15 protein-coding genes and 1 riboswitch are annotated in these 16,078 nt (G+C 68.4%); of the genes, 4 read left to right on the top strand and 11 right to left on the bottom strand.

The features are described from left to right. Positions 1-88: 88 nt before the first annotated feature. Positions 89-206, bottom strand: a riboswitch (SAM riboswitch). A gap of 89 nt (positions 207-295) precedes the next feature. From trpD to ACFYPA_RS24510, 5 genes are all read right to left on the bottom strand, one after another. Beyond that, positions 296-1,360, bottom strand: a complete 1,065-nt coding sequence (gene trpD, locus ACFYPA_RS24530) for an anthranilate phosphoribosyltransferase (RefSeq protein WP_359085076.1) — start codon at positions 1,358-1,360, stop codon at positions 296-298. Between the two features lie 123 nt (positions 1,361-1,483). Then, positions 1,484-3,109 carry a cytochrome bc complex cytochrome b subunit gene (locus ACFYPA_RS24525; protein WP_359085075.1) on the bottom strand — a complete coding sequence of 542 codons (1,626 nt, stop codon included), beginning with the start codon at positions 3,107-3,109 and terminating at the stop codon, positions 1,484-1,486. After that, entirely contained in the window at positions 3,106-4,158 is a 1,053-nt protein-coding gene (locus tag ACFYPA_RS24520; RefSeq protein WP_359085074.1) for a Rieske 2Fe-2S domain-containing protein, read from the bottom strand. Before ACFYPA_RS24520 ends, ACFYPA_RS24525 begins: the two co-directional genes overlap by 4 nt. After that, a complete protein-coding gene (locus ACFYPA_RS24515; protein WP_359085073.1) occupies positions 4,155-4,964 on the bottom strand; it encodes a c-type cytochrome in 810 nt (269 codons plus the stop codon). Before ACFYPA_RS24515 ends, ACFYPA_RS24520 begins: the two co-directional genes overlap by 4 nt. Before the next feature lie 58 nt (positions 4,965-5,022). Beyond that, complete coding sequence (locus tag ACFYPA_RS24510; protein WP_164399455.1) at positions 5,023-5,643, bottom strand: heme-copper oxidase subunit III; 621 nt, start codon at positions 5,641-5,643, stop codon at positions 5,023-5,025. A 187-nt stretch (positions 5,644-5,830) separates the two neighbouring features. Between ACFYPA_RS24510 and ACFYPA_RS24505 the strand changes: the two genes are divergently transcribed. Next, entirely contained in the window at positions 5,831-6,232 is a 402-nt protein-coding gene (locus ACFYPA_RS24505) for a hypothetical protein (protein ID WP_359085072.1), read from the top strand. Between the two features lie 46 nt (positions 6,233-6,278). On the opposite strand, the gene ACFYPA_RS24500 is transcribed toward ACFYPA_RS24505, so the two are convergent. From ACFYPA_RS24500 to coxB, 4 genes are all read right to left on the bottom strand, one after another. Further along, complete coding sequence (locus ACFYPA_RS24500) at positions 6,279-7,535, bottom strand: Ig-like domain-containing protein (protein WP_359085071.1); 1,257 nt, start codon at positions 7,533-7,535, stop codon at positions 6,279-6,281. A gap of 122 nt (positions 7,536-7,657) precedes the next feature. Continuing rightward, positions 7,658-8,056: a cytochrome c oxidase subunit 4 gene (locus tag ACFYPA_RS24495; protein WP_359085070.1), complete on the bottom strand. Its 399-nt coding sequence runs from the start codon at positions 8,054-8,056 to the stop codon at positions 7,658-7,660. Further along, the gene (ctaD, locus tag ACFYPA_RS24490) at positions 8,053-9,789 is read right to left on the bottom strand and encodes a cytochrome c oxidase subunit I (protein ID WP_359085069.1); all 1,737 of its coding nucleotides are present in this window, start codon (positions 9,787-9,789) and stop codon (positions 8,053-8,055) included. The genes ACFYPA_RS24495 and ctaD overlap by 4 nt, the downstream gene beginning before the upstream one ends. Then, positions 9,786-10,748, bottom strand: coding sequence for a cytochrome c oxidase subunit II (gene coxB, locus ACFYPA_RS24485; RefSeq protein WP_359085068.1), 963 nt, complete (start codon positions 10,746-10,748; stop codon positions 9,786-9,788). The genes ctaD and coxB overlap by 4 nt, the downstream gene beginning before the upstream one ends. 271 nt (positions 10,749-11,019) lie before the next feature. On the opposite strand from coxB, the gene ACFYPA_RS24480 reads away from it, so the two are divergent. Beyond that, entirely contained in the window at positions 11,020-12,402 is a 1,383-nt protein-coding gene (locus tag ACFYPA_RS24480) for a cysteine desulfurase/sulfurtransferase TusA family protein (RefSeq protein WP_389134187.1), read from the top strand. 6 nt (positions 12,403-12,408) lie between these two features. Here the strand turns inward: ACFYPA_RS24480 and ACFYPA_RS24475 are convergent, their stop codons facing one another. Next, positions 12,409-13,383: a carbohydrate kinase family protein gene (locus tag ACFYPA_RS24475; protein ID WP_359085066.1), complete on the bottom strand. Its 975-nt coding sequence runs from the start codon at positions 13,381-13,383 to the stop codon at positions 12,409-12,411. 183 nt (positions 13,384-13,566) lie between these two features. Between ACFYPA_RS24475 and ACFYPA_RS24470 the strand changes: the two genes are divergently transcribed. Both ACFYPA_RS24470 and ACFYPA_RS24465 read left to right on the top strand, forming a co-directional pair. Next, complete coding sequence (locus ACFYPA_RS24470; RefSeq protein ID WP_359085065.1) at positions 13,567-13,764, top strand: hypothetical protein; 198 nt, start codon at positions 13,567-13,569, stop codon at positions 13,762-13,764. A gap of 142 nt (positions 13,765-13,906) precedes the next feature. Beyond that, positions 13,907-15,373: a hypothetical protein gene (locus tag ACFYPA_RS24465; RefSeq protein ID WP_389134184.1), complete on the top strand. Its 1,467-nt coding sequence runs from the start codon at positions 13,907-13,909 to the stop codon at positions 15,371-15,373. 130 nt (positions 15,374-15,503) lie between these two features. On the opposite strand, the gene ACFYPA_RS24460 is transcribed toward ACFYPA_RS24465, so the two are convergent. Then, positions 15,504-15,860, bottom strand: a complete 357-nt coding sequence (locus tag ACFYPA_RS24460; RefSeq protein WP_030970782.1) for an iron-sulfur cluster assembly accessory protein — start codon at positions 15,858-15,860, stop codon at positions 15,504-15,506. Positions 15,861-16,078: the final 218 nt, after the last annotated feature.

Below are 16,078 nucleotides of genomic sequence, written 5' to 3'. Positions count from 1 at the left end.
GGGCCGAAAAGCCCTAGCGCATTCGCGTGCTCACAAGAGGCTCCCTGAGGACCAGGACCCCACGGGTGGACATCTCACGATGTCGAGGGGTCCGCGCTTGCCGCAGACCTCGCTGCCTGCGGCCTGGTCTTCACCCGGGGCACCCCGCCACGGACGGAGGGTTGCCGGACAGCGGGCCGGGGCCGTAGTCGCTGTCACTCATGACCTGCGCAGCATCTTGCCACACCTGCGAAAAGGCGCAAGGCGCGGTCCATGATCTGGACCGCGCCCTGCCTCGTCTTCCGTGCGCCCCGCCTCAGGCGTTGCTGGCCACGACCCATCTCTCCAGCGTCCGGCCCGCCGCGCCCGAGTCGATGGACTCGGCGGCCTTCGCGATCCCCGCGGTGAGCTGCTCGGCGAGCGTGCCCTGCCCCGGGTCGAGCGCGACGAGCGCCGCCGCCGAGTTGAGCAGGACGGCGTCCCGTACGGGCCCCGTCTCCCCCGCGAGCAGCCGGCGGGCCACATCGGCGTTGTACGAGGCGTCGGCGCCGCGCAGCGCGTCCACCGGCACCAGGTCCAGGCCGACGTCGCGCGGGTCGAAGGCCTCCTCGCGCACCGCGCCGTCCTTGGCGATCCAGACCCGGGAGGTCGCGGTGGTGGTCAGCTCGTCCAGACCGTCGTCGCCCCGGAAGACCAGGGCCGAGTTGCCACGCTCGGCGAGGACGCCCGCGACGATGGGCGCCATCCGCAGGTCGGCGACGCCGATCGCCTGCGCGCGCACCTTGGCCGGATTGGTGAGCGGCCCGAGGATGTTGAAGGTGGTCGGCGCGCCGAGCTCCGCCCGGGCCTTCGCCGCGTACCTCAGGGCGGGGTGGAACTTCACGGCGAAGCAGAACGTGATGCCCGCTTCCTCGGCGACCTCGACGACGCGCTGCGGGGGCAGTTCCAGATTGACGCCGAGCTTCCCCAGGACGTCGGAGGAACCACTGGCCGACGACGAGGCGCGGTTGCCGTGCTTGACGACCTTGGCGCCCGTCCCGGCCACGACGATCGCCGACATGGTGGAGATGTTGACCGTCTTGGCCATGTCTCCGCCGGTGCCCACGATGTCGACCGTACGGCCGGGCACATGGATGGTCGTGGCGTGCTCGTACATCGCGCGGACCAGACCGGAGACCTCCGTGACCGTCTCGCCCTTGGCGCGCAGCGCCACGGCGAAGCCGGCGATCTGCACGTCGGTCGCCTCGCCGCTCATGATGCGGTCCATCGCCCAGGCGGTGTCGTCCTCCGTCAGGTCCTGGCCGCGCAGCAGGGGGGTCAGCACGCCGGGCCAGGTACGAGCCGCCACGCTGTCGCCGCCTGCCGGGGTCACAACGTTCATGGTCCGCTCCTGGGGTCCACAGCCGATAAAGGGGATGGGACCACCCTATCGAGCCCCGGGGACAGCGAAGAGCCCCGTCCATCGGATGGACGGGGCTCCTGCTGTGGCGATCAGTTCAGGTGATCAGTGGTGGCCGTGGCCGCTGGTGATCTCCTTGTACTCCTCGGCGGTGGGCTTGGGGATCTGCGTGTGCTCGCCGTAGAAGCCCTTGCTGAGCTTGGCCCGCAGCTTCTGCACCGGGGAGATCTTGCGCTTGACGCCGTTCTCGTCGACCTCGGGGCCGAGTTCGACCGGCTTGTACTGCTCGTGCGCGGTGAGCGTGTGCAGCTGCGCGGGTGCGAGCGGCTCGTGCACCTCGACGAACTCACCGTGCGGCAGGCGCTTGATGAGACCGGACTCACGCCCGTGCAGCACCTTCTCCTTGTCCCGGCGCTGAAGGCCGAGACAGATCCGCTTGGTGATGACGAACGCGATGACCGGTGCGACGAAGAACGCGATCCGCACGAACCAGGTGATCGAGTTGATCGACAGGTGGAAGTGCGTGGCCCAGAGGTCGTTCCCACCGCCCATCAGCAGCACCATGTACCAGGTGATCCACGCGACACCGAAGGCGGTACGGGTCGGGACGTTGCGCGGACGGTCCAGGATGTGGTGCTCGCGCTTGTCCCCGGTGACCCAGGACTCGATGAACGGGTAGACCGCGATCGCGGCCAGGACCAGCGGGAAGATCACCAGCGGGACGAACACGCCCAGGACCAGGGTGTGGCCCCAGAGGTTGATCTCCCAGCCCGGCATCACACGGATCAGGCCCTCGGAGAAGCCCATGTACCAGTCGGGCTGCGCACCGGTGGACACCTGGTCCGGACGGTACGGCCCGATGGCCCAGATGGGGTTGATCGAGGCGATGCCCGCGATGATCGCGATGACACCGAAGACGAGGAAGAAGAAGCCTCCCGCCTTCGCCATGTAGACCGGCAGCAGCGGCATGCCGACGACGTTCTTGTTCGTCCGGCCGGGACCCGCGAACTGCGTGTGCTTGTGGTAGAAGACCAGGATCAGGTGGGCCACCAGCAGTCCGAGCATGATGCCCGGCAGCAGCAGGATGTGCACCGAGTAGAACCTGGCGACGAAGTCCCCGCCAGGGAACTCCCCACCGAAGAGGAACATCGACAGGTACGTACCGACGATCGGTACGGACAGGATCGCGCCCTCCATGAAGCGGACACCGGTGCCGGAGAGCAGGTCGTCCGGGAGCGAGTAACCGGTGAAACCGGTGAACATGCCCAGGACGAACAGCAGGAAGCCGAACAGCCAGTTGATCTCACGCGGCTTGCGGAAGGCACCCGTGAAGAAGACACGCATCATGTGCACGAACATGCCGGCCAGGAAGATCAGCGCGGCCCAGTGGTGGATCTGCCGGACCAGCAGACCGCCACGGACGTCGAAGCTGATGTTCAGGGTCGAGGCGTAGGCCTCGGACATCCGGATGCCCTGCATGGGCTCGTACGGGCCGTGGTACACGACCTCGTTCATGCTCGGGTGGAAGAACAGCGTCAGGTACACACCCGTGAGGATGATGATGATGAAGCTGTAGAGGCAGATCTCACCGAGCATGAAGGACCAGTGGTCCGGGAAGATCTTGCGCATGTTGGCCTTGGCCAGGGAGTAGATCCCCAGTCGGCCGTCCGCCCAGTCGGCAACCTTCTCACCGGCGGGCGCTTTGCGCTTCGTATCGGTCGCAGTACTCATCCGCGCTCCCAGAATGCAGGACCGACGGGCTCTTCGAAGTCACCGAGCGCCTCGAGGTTGCCCTCGCTGTTCACGCCGATCCGCAGCTGCGGAAGGGCGTGACCGGCCGGACCGAAGATGACGCGGGCGCCGTCGGAGAGGTCGAAGGTGGACTGGTGGCACGGGCAGAGCACGTGGTGCGTCTGCTGCTCGTACAGGCTGATCGGGCAGCCGACGTGGGTGCAGATCTTCGAGAAGGCCACGATTCCCTCGTGGGCCCACTCGCGCTCGCGCTTGTCCTTGATGTTGTCCGGCTCGATGCGGACGATCATCAGAGCGGCCTTGGCGATCTGCTTCTGGAAGTCGTGCGCGTCCTCCTCCAGGCCCTCGGGCATGGCGAAGGTCAGCGAACCGACGATGACGTCCTCGGGACGCAGCGGCTCCATCGTGTTCATGTTGACGAGCTGCTTGCCCTTGGCCCACAGGGTCGAGCGGAGCTTCTTCTCCGGCAGCGGACCGAGGTCGCGCAGCAGCACCACACCGGCGAGCGGCACCAGGGCCAGCGCGCCGAACATGGTGTTACGGATCAGCTTGCGCCGGCCGAACGCGGACTCCTCGGCGCCTGCCGCGAAGTCGGCCAGAACCTTCGCCTTGACCTCGGGCTCGGCCGCGATCGCGTGACGGTCGTCCGCGACCTCGACGTCCGACATCAGGGTGCGCGCCCAGTGGACGGCACCCGCGCCGATCGCGAAGAGCGCCACGCCCAGGGTCAGCCCCAGGGAGAAGTTGAGCGCACTCACATGACCGAACGGGAAGATGTAGACGATCTTGTCGACCGGGAAGATGACGTAGGAGGCGATGAAGCCCACCGTCGCCAGCATGGACAGCGTGAACATGAACGCGACCGCGCGCTCGGACCGCTTGGCGGCCCGTTCGTCGATGTCCTGGATGCGCGGCCTGTGGGCCGGCAGCCCCGGGTCGGCGAACGGGTCGCCCGCACCCTCTACCGCGCCGTGCGCGGCGTCCTGCTCTGCGGGCAGGTTCTCTTCTGGAATCTCTTGGCTACTCATGACTTCTTGGCCTTAGCGGTGTGGGCCGCGACCCAGATGGCAACTGCGATCAGTGCGCCCAGACCGAAGATCCAGCCGAACAGGCCTTCGCTGACCGGACCGAGGCCACCCAGCTTGAGGCCACCCGGGCTCTCGGCCTGCGCGCTGTTCACGGTCTGGATGTACTTGATGATGTCCTTCTTCTGCTGCTCGGGCATCGTCGAGTCAGGGAAGGACGGCATGCTCTGCGGGCCGGTCTGCATGGCCTCGTAGATGTGCTTCGGGCTTGTGCCTTCGAGGTTGGGGGCGTACTTGCCGTTCGTCAGGGCACCGCCCTCGCCCGTGAAGTTGTGACACTGGGCGCAGTTGGTACGGAACAGGTCGCCGCCCTTGGCCACGTCCGCGCCCTCGGGGCTGACCTGGCTCTTGGTCGGGACGATCGGACCGGCGCCGAGCGACGCGACGTACGCCGCGAGCTGGTCGATCTCGGCCTGGTTGTAGATGACCTTCTTCTTCGGTACCTGGGCGCCCGGCTGCTGCGCCGGCATACGGCCGGTACCGACCTGGAAGTCCACGGCGGCCGAGCCCACGCCGACAAGCTGGGGCCCGTCGGTGGTGCCCTCACCGCCGGTTCCGTGGCAGCTGGCGCAACCGACGGAGTACAGCTTCTTGCCCTCGTCGATGGCGAGGGACTGGGCGGTTTCGTCGGCCTGCGCCTTACTCGCGGGCGCAAACGCGGCGTACAGCCCCCCAGTAGCCGCAAGCGCGAGGAGTAGTACGACGACCGCCGCCAACGGATGGCGTCGTCGTGCGGAGAGCTTTTTCACGGATTACCCCGGTGTCAGGATCTTCTGCGTCGATGATGTGGGTCGGGTACGAGCCCGGTTACTTGATCATGTAGATCGTGGCGAACAGGCCGATCCACACGACATCGACGAAGTGCCAGTAATAGGACACGACGATGGCTGCGGTCGCCTGTTCATGGGTGAACCTCTTGGCTGCGTATGTCCTGCCCAGAACGAGCAGGAAGGCGATGAGACCGCCTGTCACGTGCAGACCGTGGAAGCCGGTGGTCAGGTAGAACACCGAGCCGTACGGATCCGAGGACAGCGAGAGGCCGTCCTTCTTCACCAGCTCCGTGTACTCGAAGACCTGGCCTCCGATGAAGATCGAACCCATCACGAAAGTGATCACGAACCAGGCGCGGAGCTTCTTCACATCGCCCCGCTCCGCGGCGAAGACGCCGAGCTGGCAGGTGAGTGAGGAGAGCACCAGGATCGTGGTGTTCGTCGCCGAGAACGGGAAGTTCAGGGCTGACGCCATTTCCTTCCAGTGATCCGGTCCGGTCACCGATCGCAGGGTGAAGTACATCGCGAAGAGGGCCGCGAAGAACATCAGCTCGGAACTCAACCAGATGATGGTTCCGACGCTGGTGAGGTTCGGCCGATTGACCGACGGGTGCGCGTGCCCGGTTTCTACTGTCGTTGCTGTCGCCACGACCGACATTATGTCGGTCGCTTATCCCGCCCTCACTCCGGGGGGTGCCGTTCGGTGTGTCAGAGGGGTATGTCCTCCCCGAACGGCCCATGGATCGGCTGCCCCGGTCGGTGCTGACAGCCCGTCGGTCGGAGTACGATCCGCGCATCGGTCCATGCCCCGACAGCCCCGAAGACACAGACGTCACGGAGGAACAATGCAGCCGACGGCCACGGTCCTGGTCTACAGCGACAACGCACACACCCGTGAGCAGGTGAGGCTGGCAGCCGGGCGCAGGCCTGCTGCGGACGTACCGCAGGTGGAGTTCCTGGAGTGCGCCACCCTGCCCGCCGTCCTGGACGCGCTGGGGCACGGGGGCGTCGACGTCTGCGTGTTGGACGGCGAGACGGCCCCCGCGGGCGGCATGGGCGTCTGCCGGCAGATCAAGGACGAGATCTTCCGCTGCCCGCCCGTGCTGCTCCTGATGGGCCGCCCCCAGGACGCCTGGCTGGCCACCTGGAGCCGCGCGGAGGCCGCGGTGACCCTTCCGGTCGAGCCGGTCGAGTTCGCGGACGCCCTGGCCGCCCTGCTGCGCAGCCGGCTGTCCGTGGGGGCCTGAGGCCCCTCGCTCACGCCTCCGCTCCGGGGTGCGGCGCACCCGGCCGTCAGACCCTGGGGCGCAGCCGCGCCGCCCGGACCGTGTCGACGCGGTCCGGCGTGGCGTCGTTGCTGAGGGCGCTGCCCTTCTGCCACTTGGCCCAGGAGAGGTTCCAGTCGCCGTAGCCGTTGTCGAACGGGGTCATGGTCTCGCCCTCACTGCCGACGACCGTGACGATGTCACCCTCGCGGACGGTGTTGAAGAACCACTCGGCCTCGCTGGTGCTCATGCCCGTGCAGCCGTGGCTGACGTTCGCGTACCCCTGCGATCCGGTGGACCACGGGGCCGCGTGCACGTACTCACCGCTCCAGGTGACCCGCGTCGCGTAGTAGACCGGCAGGTCGTACGAGTCCGCCGAGCCCTCCGCGATGCCGATGGACTCCCCGCGCATACGTACGTAGTACTCCTTGCCCAGCACGACCTTGACGCCGTTGCGGGTGGAGAAGCCCGGCTTGCCGGTCGTCACCGGAATGGTGTTGATCACTTCTCCGTTGCGCTTGACCGTCATGGAGTGCTCCGAGGCGTCGGTGATGGCCTCGATGCGGTCTCCGATAGTGATCTTCAACGCTTTCGCGGGAGCGCCGTACAGCGCGTTGGTCACCTTGATGCCCGTCAGACCGCTGCTGACCTCGACGGTGGCCTTCGCCGGCCAGTAGTCCCGCGGCCGGTAGTGCAGCGTCTTGTCGTCGACCCAGTACCAGGAGCCGGTCACCGCGGGCGTCGAGCGCACCTTCAGGGCGCGCTCCACGGTGGCGCGTGAGGCCTTGTCGGTGACCGGAGCGCTGAGTTGCGCCGTGACGGGCTGTCCGACGCCGTAGGTGCCCGCCTGCGGGCCGAAGGTGACCTGCAGGAGCTTCTTGGCCGCGGCGGTCCCGAAGGAGAGCGTACGGCTGCCTGGGGCGCCGTCGTCGTCCTCCATGCTGACCTTGACGGTGTACCGCGTTCCCGCGGCGAGCGGGGCGGTGGAGTGCCAGCGGTGGCCGTCGGCGGCGAGTTCGCCCGCCAGGTGGCGCCCCTCGGTGTCCACGGCCGTCACATCGGTGATCCGGCCGTCGTCACTGTCGACGGTGACTTCGAGGGGCTTGTCCGGGTCGACCTTCTCACCGCCGTCGGGGGCGTTGGAGGAGATCTCGTCCGCCGCGTCGTACGGCTGTGCCGAGAGCGGATGGCTGTCGGAATCCCCGCAGGCGGTCGCCCCCGCGACCAGGGTCGCGACCAGCAGAGCGCAGCTCATGACGGGACGGGTACGCGGCGTGTGGTTCATGAACCCACGCTAAGAAGATTCATCCGTTTCAGCGCGCCGGGTGACTGCAAACGGGGGGCCCGCACTTCTCGGAGAAGTGCGGGCCCCCCGTCAGGTGGAGCGGTGTCACGGGTGGAGCGGTGTCACTGGGTGCGGTTCTCACCGCGGTAGTACTCGAAGACCCAGCCGAACAGACCGATCAGGAGCATCGGGGCCGAGAAGAAGAGCAGCCACCAGCCGAAGACGACTCCCATGAAGGCGAGCGCGCCGCCGATCGCCAGGGAGAGCGGCTGCCAGCTGTGCGGGGAGAAGAACCCCACGTCGCCGGCCTCGTCCGCCACATCGGCTTCCTTGTTGTCCTGCGCCAGCGCGTCGACCCGCCGGGCCGTGAAGGCCAGGTAGAAGCCGATCATGAGGCTCAGGCCGAAGGCCAGGACGAGGGCGGTGGTGCCGACCGGCTCCTTGGACCACACGCCGTAGGTGATGGCGACGACGAGGATGAACACCGCCAGACCGAGGAACATCTTGCCCTGGATCTTCACTTGCCCGCCTCCTTGCCGCCCGCGAGGGCCTTGTCACCCTCGGAGAGGTGATCCAGCTGCTCGAGCGCGGTGATCTCGGGGTGGTGCAGGTCGAACGCCGGGGATTCGGAACGGATCCGGGGCAGCGTGATGAAGTTGTGCCGCGGCGGCGGGCAGGAGGTCGCCCACTCCAGCGAACGGCCGTAACCCCACGGGTCGTCGACCTCGATCTTCTTGCCGTACTTGGCGGTCTTCCACACGTTGTAGAGGAACGGCAGGATCGACAGGCCGAGCAGGAACGAGGAGATCGTCGAGATCGTGTTCAGCGCGGTGAAACCGTCCGCGGCCAGGTAGTCCGCGTAACGACGCGGCATGCCCTCGGCGCCCAGCCAGTGCTGCACCAGGAACGTGCCGTGGAAACCGATGAACAGCGTCCAGAAGGTGATCTTCCCGAGCCGCTCGTCCAGCATCTTGCCGGTGAACTTCGGCCACCAGAAGTGGAATCCGGAGAACATCGCGAACACCACGGTGCCGAAGACGACGTAGTGGAAGTGCGCGACCACGAAGTACGAGTCCGAGACGTGGAAGTCCATCGGCGGCGAGGCCAGGATGACGCCGGTCAGACCACCGAAGGTGAAGGTGATCAGGAAGCCGACCGCCCAGAGCATCGGTGTCTCGAAGGACAGCGAGCCCTTCCACATCGTGCCGATCCAGTTGAAGAACTTCACCCCGGTGGGCACCGCGATGAGGAACGTCATGAAGGAGAAGAACGGCAGGAGCACGCCTCCGGTGACGTACATGTGGTGCGCCCACACGGTCACGGAAAGGCCGGCGATGGAAATCGTCGCGGCCACGAGGCCGATGTATCCGAACATCGGCTTGCGGCTGAACACCGGGATCACTTCCGAAATGATCCCGAAGAAGGGCAAGGCGATGATGTACACCTCTGGATGGCCGAAGAACCAGAAGAGGTGTTGCCATAGCAATGCGCCGCCGTTGGACGCGTCGAAGACATGCGCACCGAATTTTCGGTCCGCCTCCAGCGCGAAGAGCGCCGCCGCGAGCACCGGGAAGGCCAGCAGGACCAGAACACCGGTCAGCAGGACGTTCCAGACGAAGATCGGCATGCGGAACATCGTCATGCCGGGTGCGCGCATGCAGATGATCGTAGTGATGAAGTTGACCGAACCGAGGATCGTGCCGAAGCCGGAGAAGGCCAGACCCATGATCCACATGTCGGCGCCGACACCCGGCGAACGGACCGCGTCCGACAGCGGGGAGTAGGCGAACCAGCCGAAGTCGGCCGCGCCCTGCGGGGTGAGGAAGCCGGCCACCGCGAGGATCGAGCCGAAGAGGTACAGCCAGTACGCGAACATGTTCAGCCGCGGGAACGCCACATCGGGCGCGCCGATCTGCAGCGGCATGATCCAGTTCGCGAATCCGGCGAACAGCGGCGTCGCGAACATCAGCAGCATGATCGTGCCGTGCATCGTGAACGCCTGGTTGAACTGCTCGTTCGACATGATCTGCGTGCCCGGACGGGCCAGCTCGGCGCGCATGAAGAGCGCCATCAGTCCGCCGATGCAGAAGAACGCGAACGACGTGACCAGGTACATCGTGCCGATCGTCTTGTGGTCAGTGGTGGTCAGCCACTTGATGACGACGTTTCCCGGCTGCTTGCGCCGGACCGGCAGCTCGTCCTCGTACGAGTCGTCTGCTGCCGCGGCACCCTGAGGTTCATTGAGGATGCTCACAGTTTGTTCGTCTCCGCATTCCTGGCCGGGTCGGTCTGCTCGATGCCGGCCGGCAAGTAGCCCGTCTGGCCCTTCTTCGCGAGCTCCTTGAGGTGCGCCTGGTAGCGCTCCGGGGAGACGACCTTGACGTTGAAGAGCATCCGGGAGTGGTCGACGCCGCAGAGCTCGGCGCACTTGCCCATGAAGGTGCCCTCCTGGTTGGGAGTCACCTCGAAGGCGTTGGTGTGGCCCGGAATGACGTCCTGCTTCATGAGGAACGGCACCACCCAGAAGGAGTGGATGACGTCACGCGAAGTCAGGATGAAGCGGACCTTCTCACCCTTGGGCAGCCACAGGGTCGGACCGGGGTTGCCGGTCTGCGGGTTCCGGTCTCCCGGGATGCCGGCGTCGTAGACACCGTCCGCACCCTTGGGGAAGTCCTTGCGGAACCTGTCCGGGATGGCGCCGAGCTCCTTGGGGACCTCGTTGCCCGTGGCGGCGGAGCCGTCCACGTTCTCGATGTAGTTGAAGCCCCAGCTCCACTGGTAGCCGACCACGTTGACGGTGTGGGCGGGCTTCGGGGAGAGGGTGAGGAGCTTCGTCTCGTCTCGCGCGGTGAAGTAGAACAACACCGAGACGATGATCAGGGGGACCACGGTGTACAGCGCCTCGATGGGCATGTTGTACCGGGTCTGCGGAGGTACCTCCACCTTGGTGCGGCTGCGCCGGTGGAAGAAGACACTCCACAGGATCAGGCCCCACACCAGCACGCCCGTGGCGAGCGCTGCCGCCCACGAGCCCTGCCAGAGGGAAAGGATCCGTGGGGCCTCTTCCGTTACCGGCGTAGGCATACCAAGGCGGGGGAAGTCCTTGTATGTGCAACCGGTTGCGGTCGCCAGGATCAGGCCCGCAGTCAGCACCTGCGGCAGCTTCCGCCGCATCGGGCGCCGCGACGAGCGGTCGGAGCCGTTGGGACTCACGTAGCGCCTTCCCGAGAGTCTCGCCCGCACGGTCGGCGCGCCCGTCTCGCTGGTCGGTCGCCGGCCCTGACGCGGGCAGGGGTTTGGATGTTTATGCGGACCAAACCCTACTGGACGCTATTTGGGGTCGCGCGGGGAGGGTGCCCAACGCGCCGCCCGACTCCCCGAAGGGGTGGAATCGGGGGCTCCGGGCGCCATCTGACGCCCCCTCTCCCGGCCGGCGGGGCAGCCGGGTCCGGGCTCCTGGCCGGGGCCGGGCTAGCGTGGCCGGGTGCCCTACTTCGACGCCGCGTCCGCCGCCCCCCTCCACCCCGTCGCCCGCCAGGCGCTGCTTGCCGCACTGGACGAGGGCTGGGCCGACCCGGCCCGCCTCCACCGCGAGGGACGACGGGCCAGGCTGCTGCTGGACGCGGCCCGGGAGACGGCCGCGGAGGCCGTCGGCTGCCGCCCCGACGAGCTGACTTTCACCTCGTCGGGCACGCGCGCGATCCACTCCGGAATTTCCGGAGCTCTCGCGGGGCGTCGGCGTGTCGGCCGCCATCTGGTGGTGTCGGCGGTCGAACACTCTTCGGTGCTCCATTCGGCCGCCGCCCACGAGAGCGGAGGCGGATCGTTCACCGAGGTTCCGGTGGACGGCACGGGCGCGGTGAGCGCCCGGGCGTACGCGAACGCGCTGCGGGAGGACACCGCGCTGGCCTGTCTGCAGTCCGCCAACCACGAGGTGGGCACCGAGCAGCCGGTGGCCGAGGTGGCCGGGCTCTGCCGGGCGGCAGGTGTGCCGCTGCTGGTCGACGCCGCGCAGTCGCTCGGGTGGGGGCCGGTGCCGGCCGGCTGGTCGCTGCTGACGGCGAGCGCCCACAAGTGGGGCGGACCGGCCGGGGTCGGGCTCCTGGCGGTGCGCAAGGGCGTCCGGTTCGCCGTGCAAGGGCCCACGGACGAACGCGAGTCGGGGCGGGCCGTCGGCTTCGAGGACATTCCGGCGATCGTGGCCGCCGCGGCGTCCTTGCGGGCGGTGCGGGCGGAGGCGGCCGGGGAGTCGGTGCGGCTGCGCGCCCTGGTCGACCGGATCCGGAGCCGGGTGGCGGCGCTGGTGCCCGATGTGGAGGTGGTGGGCGATCCGGTGCGGCGGCTGCCGCATCTGGTCACCTTCTCCTGTCTCTATGTCGACGGAGAGACCCTGCTGCACGAGCTGGACCGGTCCGGCTTCTCCGTATCGTCCGGTTCGTCCTGCACCAGCAGCACGCTGACACCGAGCCATGTGCTCAAGGCGATGGGGGTGCTTTCGGAGGGCAATGTCCGCGTGTCACTGCCGGCGGGCACGTCCGGTGAGGACGTCGACCGCTTCCTGGAGGTGCTGCCCCCGGCGGTGGCGGGCGTACGGGAGAAGCTGGGCGCCCCCGCGGCGACCGCCCCCTCCCCCGCACCGGCGCCCTCGCTGGTCGTCGACGCGCTGGGGAGGCGCTGCCCGATTCCGGTGATCGAACTAGCAAAGGTGATCGGGGAGGTACCGGTGGGCGGAACGGTGACGGTGCTCTCCGACGACGAGGCGGCGCGCCTGGACATTCCGGCCTGGTGTGCGATGCGCGAGCAGGAGTACGTGGGTGAGGAGCCGGCGGACCGGGGCTCGGCCTATGTGGTCCGCCGACTGTCCTGAGACCCCTTACGCGAGGTGCGTGCGCACCTCGGCGGCGGCCTCGTGCCCGTACGCCTTGGTGAAGCGGTCCATGAAGTGGTTGCGGTGCAGGGTGTACTCCTGCGTGCCGACCGTCTCGATGACCAGGGTGGCGAGCATGCAGCCGACCTGCGCGGCCCGCTCCAGGCCGACGCCCCAGGCGAGGCCCGAGAGGAATCCGGCACGGAAGGCGTCGCCGACCCCGGTCGGGTCGGCCTTGACGTTCTCCTCCGGGCAGCCGACCTCGATCGGCTCCTCGCCGACGCGCTCGATCCGCACGCCCTGGGCGCCGAGGGTGGTGACCCGGTGGCCGACCTTGGCGAGGATCTCGGCGTCGGTCCAGCCGGTCTTGGACTCGATGAGCCCCTTCTCGTACTCGTTGGAGAAGAGGTACGTGGCGCCGTCGAGCAGGATGCGGATCTCGTCGCCGTCCATCCGCGCGATCTGCTGCGAGAAGTCCGCGGCGAACGGGATGTTCCGCGAGCGGCACTCCTCGGTGTGGCGGAGCATGCCCTCGGGGTCGTCGGCGCCGATGGAGACGAGGTCGAGGCCGCCCACACGGTTGGCGACGGCCTTCAGCTCGATCAGGCGGGCCTCGCTCATGGCGCCCGTGTAGAAGGAGCCGATCTGGTTGTGGTCGGCGTCCGTCGTGCAGACGAAGCGGGCGGTGTGCAGGACCTCGGAGATCCGGACCGAGCCCGTGTCGACGCCGTGGCGGTCGAGCCAGGCCCGGTACTCGTCGAAGTCGGAGCCCGCGGCGCCGACCAGGATCGGACGGGTGCCGAGCAGGCCCATGCCGAAGCAGATGTTGGCGGCGACACCTCCCCGGCGCACGTCCAGGTTGTCGACCAGGAAGGAGAGCGAGACCGTGTGCAGCTGATCGGCGACCAGCTGGTCGGCGAATCGGCCGGGGAAGGTCATGAGGTGGTCGGTGGCGATGGAGCCGGTGACTGCGATACGCACGGGAAGACTGCTCCTGCGGAGGTCGAGGGGAACGGTGACTCCATTCCCGGGACGGCGTGACAGAGAAGGGTGCCCGGAAACCGGGCCTTCTCACGCTACCGGTTCCCGCAGTCAGGCGAAGGGGGGAAAACTACCCGATAGTAGGGCTTTCCTCCTGAGCGCGGGGGTGCCTACGGTGCCGATATGTCGAACAACATCGCTTCGCGCGAGTCCGAGACCGGTCTGGCCGAGTTGCGCGGAGACTGCGCACGAATGGCCCCGCACTGGGTGGTACCCACGACGATCACTCCCACCCCTGTGACGCCGTCCCTCATTCACGGCGTGACCGTGCCTCCCGCCTCGGCCCGGCTGATCGACGCGATGGCGGAGTACGGCGACTGAGCGTCGGGCTCCGCCGGACTGCCCCTGGCCGCACCGGCCGCCTCAGGAGGGAACCGTGCGCGTCCGCGCCCCGTCCCAACGGTGTCCGCACCAGCGGGACGGGCCGAAGGGCCCCTGGCGTACGAGGCGAAGGAGTGAACCGGTGAGCACCGAGCGACCCGACAACGAAGTGACCCGCCCCCGGCGGCGGTCTCCCCTCGCCGTGGCCTCGGTGGCGGCGGCCGTGCTCCTGGCCGGTGGCGGCGGCGCGTACTGGGCGGCGACCGCGGCGGACGGCGGCAACGGCAAGGACAGCGCCGCGGAGGGTTCCGGCGCCGCTCCCCCGCCGCTCTCCCTGGACGAGCGCGCGGGAGGACCGGCCACGCCCTCCCCCCGGCCCTCGGCCCCGCCGCAGGGCATCGCCCCGGGTGAGCCCGATCCGCATGGCGGAAGGCTGGTCTACCGCGCTTCCGGCGCCCTGCCGGACGGCCCGGACAAGGCGGCCGTCCAGCGCGCCACCGGAACGGTCTCGGCGTCCGAGGTCGCCCGGCTGGCCGAGGCGCTGGGCGTGCGGGGCACTCCGCAGGCCGAGGGCACGTCCTGGAAGGTGGGCTCGGACGGGGACGGTTCGGGGCCGGTGCTCCGGGTGACCAAGCAGGCACCCGGGACCTGGACGTTCGCCCGGCACGGCTCCGGTGGCACGGACAACTGCGCGAAGGGTGCGGTCTGTTCGGGCAAACCCGTGGCGCCCGGCGGCTCCGGATCGCCGGTGAGCGAAAAGGCGGCGAAGGCCGCCGCGGTGCCGGTGCTGAAGGCGGTGGGCCAGGACGACGCCGCCCTCGACGCCCGCCAGCTGATGGGCTCCGTCCGGGTGGTGAACGCCGACCCCGTGGTGGGCGGACTGCCGACGTACGGCTGGGCCACCGGCATCCAGGTCGGCCCGGAGGGTGAAGTGGTCGGCGGAAGCGGGCAGTTGAAGGGCCTGGAGAAGGGCGCCGAGTATCCGGTGATCGGCGCGGCCGAGGCGCTGAAGCAGCTGAACGCCGCACAGCCGCCGAGCGGCGCGAAGACCGGCGACTGCGCCACCCCCGCACCCCTGGAGAACGGCGAGAAGCCGTCCCGCATGAGCTGCGGCAAGCGGACGGGCGCCGAGCCGCCCGCCACGACGGTGACGGTCGACAGGGCGACCTTCGGCCTGGCGGCCCGTTACGTGGACGGGAAGCAGCTGCTCGTGCCGTCCTGGATCTTCACGGTCCGGCCGGGCGCCGGCGGCACGGGCGACACCGTCACCCAGGTCGCGGTGGATCCGGCGTACCTGACGAAGGACGCCCCCTCGGAGAAGACCCCGGACAGCGACGGAACGACGAAGGCCGGTCGCGTCCTGTCCTACAGCGCCGACGGCCGGACGCTCTCGGTGACGTTCTGGGGCGGCGCCTGCAGTACGTACGCGGCGAGCGCGAGCGAGGACGCCGACACGGTGCGGGTGTCCGTCACGGAGTCGAAGCCGAAGGCGGGCAAGGCGTGCATCATGATCGCCAAGGAGCTCACCCGTACGGTCACGCTGGAGGCGCCCCTGGGTGAGCGGAACGTGGTCGACGCGGCGTCGGGCACCGTGGTGCCGCGCGGCTGACGCGCCACGCACACCGCAACGGCCCGCGCACACGACAACGGCGGAGGCCCCGGATCTGGATCCGGGGCCTCCGCCGTACTTCGCCGCTGACGCTGCGCGCTTCAGCTGTCGCGCTCTTACCTGTCGCGCTCTAGCTGAAGGAGTCGCCGCAGGCGCAGGATCCCGTCGCGTTCGGGTTGTCGATCGTGAAGCCCTGCTTCTCGATGGTGTCGACGAAGTCGACGGAGGCGCCGCCCAGGTACGGGGCGCTCATCCGGTCGGTGACGACCTTGACGCCGTCGAAGTCCTTCACGACATCGCCGTCCAGCGAACGCTCGTCGAAGAAGAGCTGGTAACGCAGGCCCGAGCAGCCGCCGGGCTGGACGGCGACGCGCAGCGCCAGGTCGTCGCGGCCTTCCTGCTCCAGCAGGCCCTTGACCTTGGCTGCGGCGGCGTCGGACAGGAGGATGCCGTCGCTCACGGTGGTGGTCTCGTCCGATACGGACATCTGCTTCTCTCCCGGGTTGTACGGAGACTGCTTGCCGACGTTGCAACCGTCGAGGCCGCGGATTCATTCCGGGCCGAGCGCTTGCCTGTTCCATTCATGCTCGCACACCGCCCCCTCGGGCGGATGCGTCACATCGACGCTATCGGCATCGTCAAAGTGACGTGAAGCGGATATGATAGATAACGTCAATTCGACGAAAAGGCTTCCTCCGCAGAGAA

It is taken from the genome of Streptomyces sp. NPDC005775, assembly GCF_042871565.1.
In the GTDB taxonomy this organism is placed as follows: domain Bacteria; phylum Actinomycetota; class Actinomycetes; order Streptomycetales; family Streptomycetaceae; genus Streptomyces.
Note: the sequence above shows the minus strand (reverse complement) of the source record. Positions and strands in the feature narration are given on the sequence as shown.

Coding starts and splice junctions, on each gene's coding strand:
- trpD (WP_359085076.1), bottom strand. CDS start 1,360: ATGAACGTTGTGACCCCGGCAGGCGGCGACAGCGTGGCGGCTCGTACC.
- ACFYPA_RS24525 (WP_359085075.1), bottom strand. CDS start 3,109: ATGAGTACTGCGACCGATACGAAGCGCAAAGCGCCCGCCGGTGAGAAG.
- ACFYPA_RS24520 (WP_359085074.1), bottom strand. CDS start 4,158: ATGAGTAGCCAAGAGATTCCAGAAGAGAACCTGCCCGCAGAGCAGGAC.
- ACFYPA_RS24510 (WP_164399455.1), bottom strand. CDS start 5,643: ATGTCGGTCGTGGCGACAGCAACGACAGTAGAAACCGGGCACGCGCAC.
- ACFYPA_RS24505 (WP_359085072.1), top strand. CDS start 5,831: ATGCAGCCGACGGCCACGGTCCTGGTCTACAGCGACAACGCACACACC.
- ACFYPA_RS24500 (WP_359085071.1), bottom strand. CDS start 7,535: ATGAACCACACGCCGCGTACCCGTCCCGTCATGAGCTGCGCTCTGCTG.
- ACFYPA_RS24470 (WP_359085065.1), top strand. CDS start 13,567: ATGTCGAACAACATCGCTTCGCGCGAGTCCGAGACCGGTCTGGCCGAG.
- ACFYPA_RS24460 (WP_030970782.1), bottom strand. CDS start 15,860: ATGTCCGTATCGGACGAGACCACCACCGTGAGCGACGGCATCCTCCTG.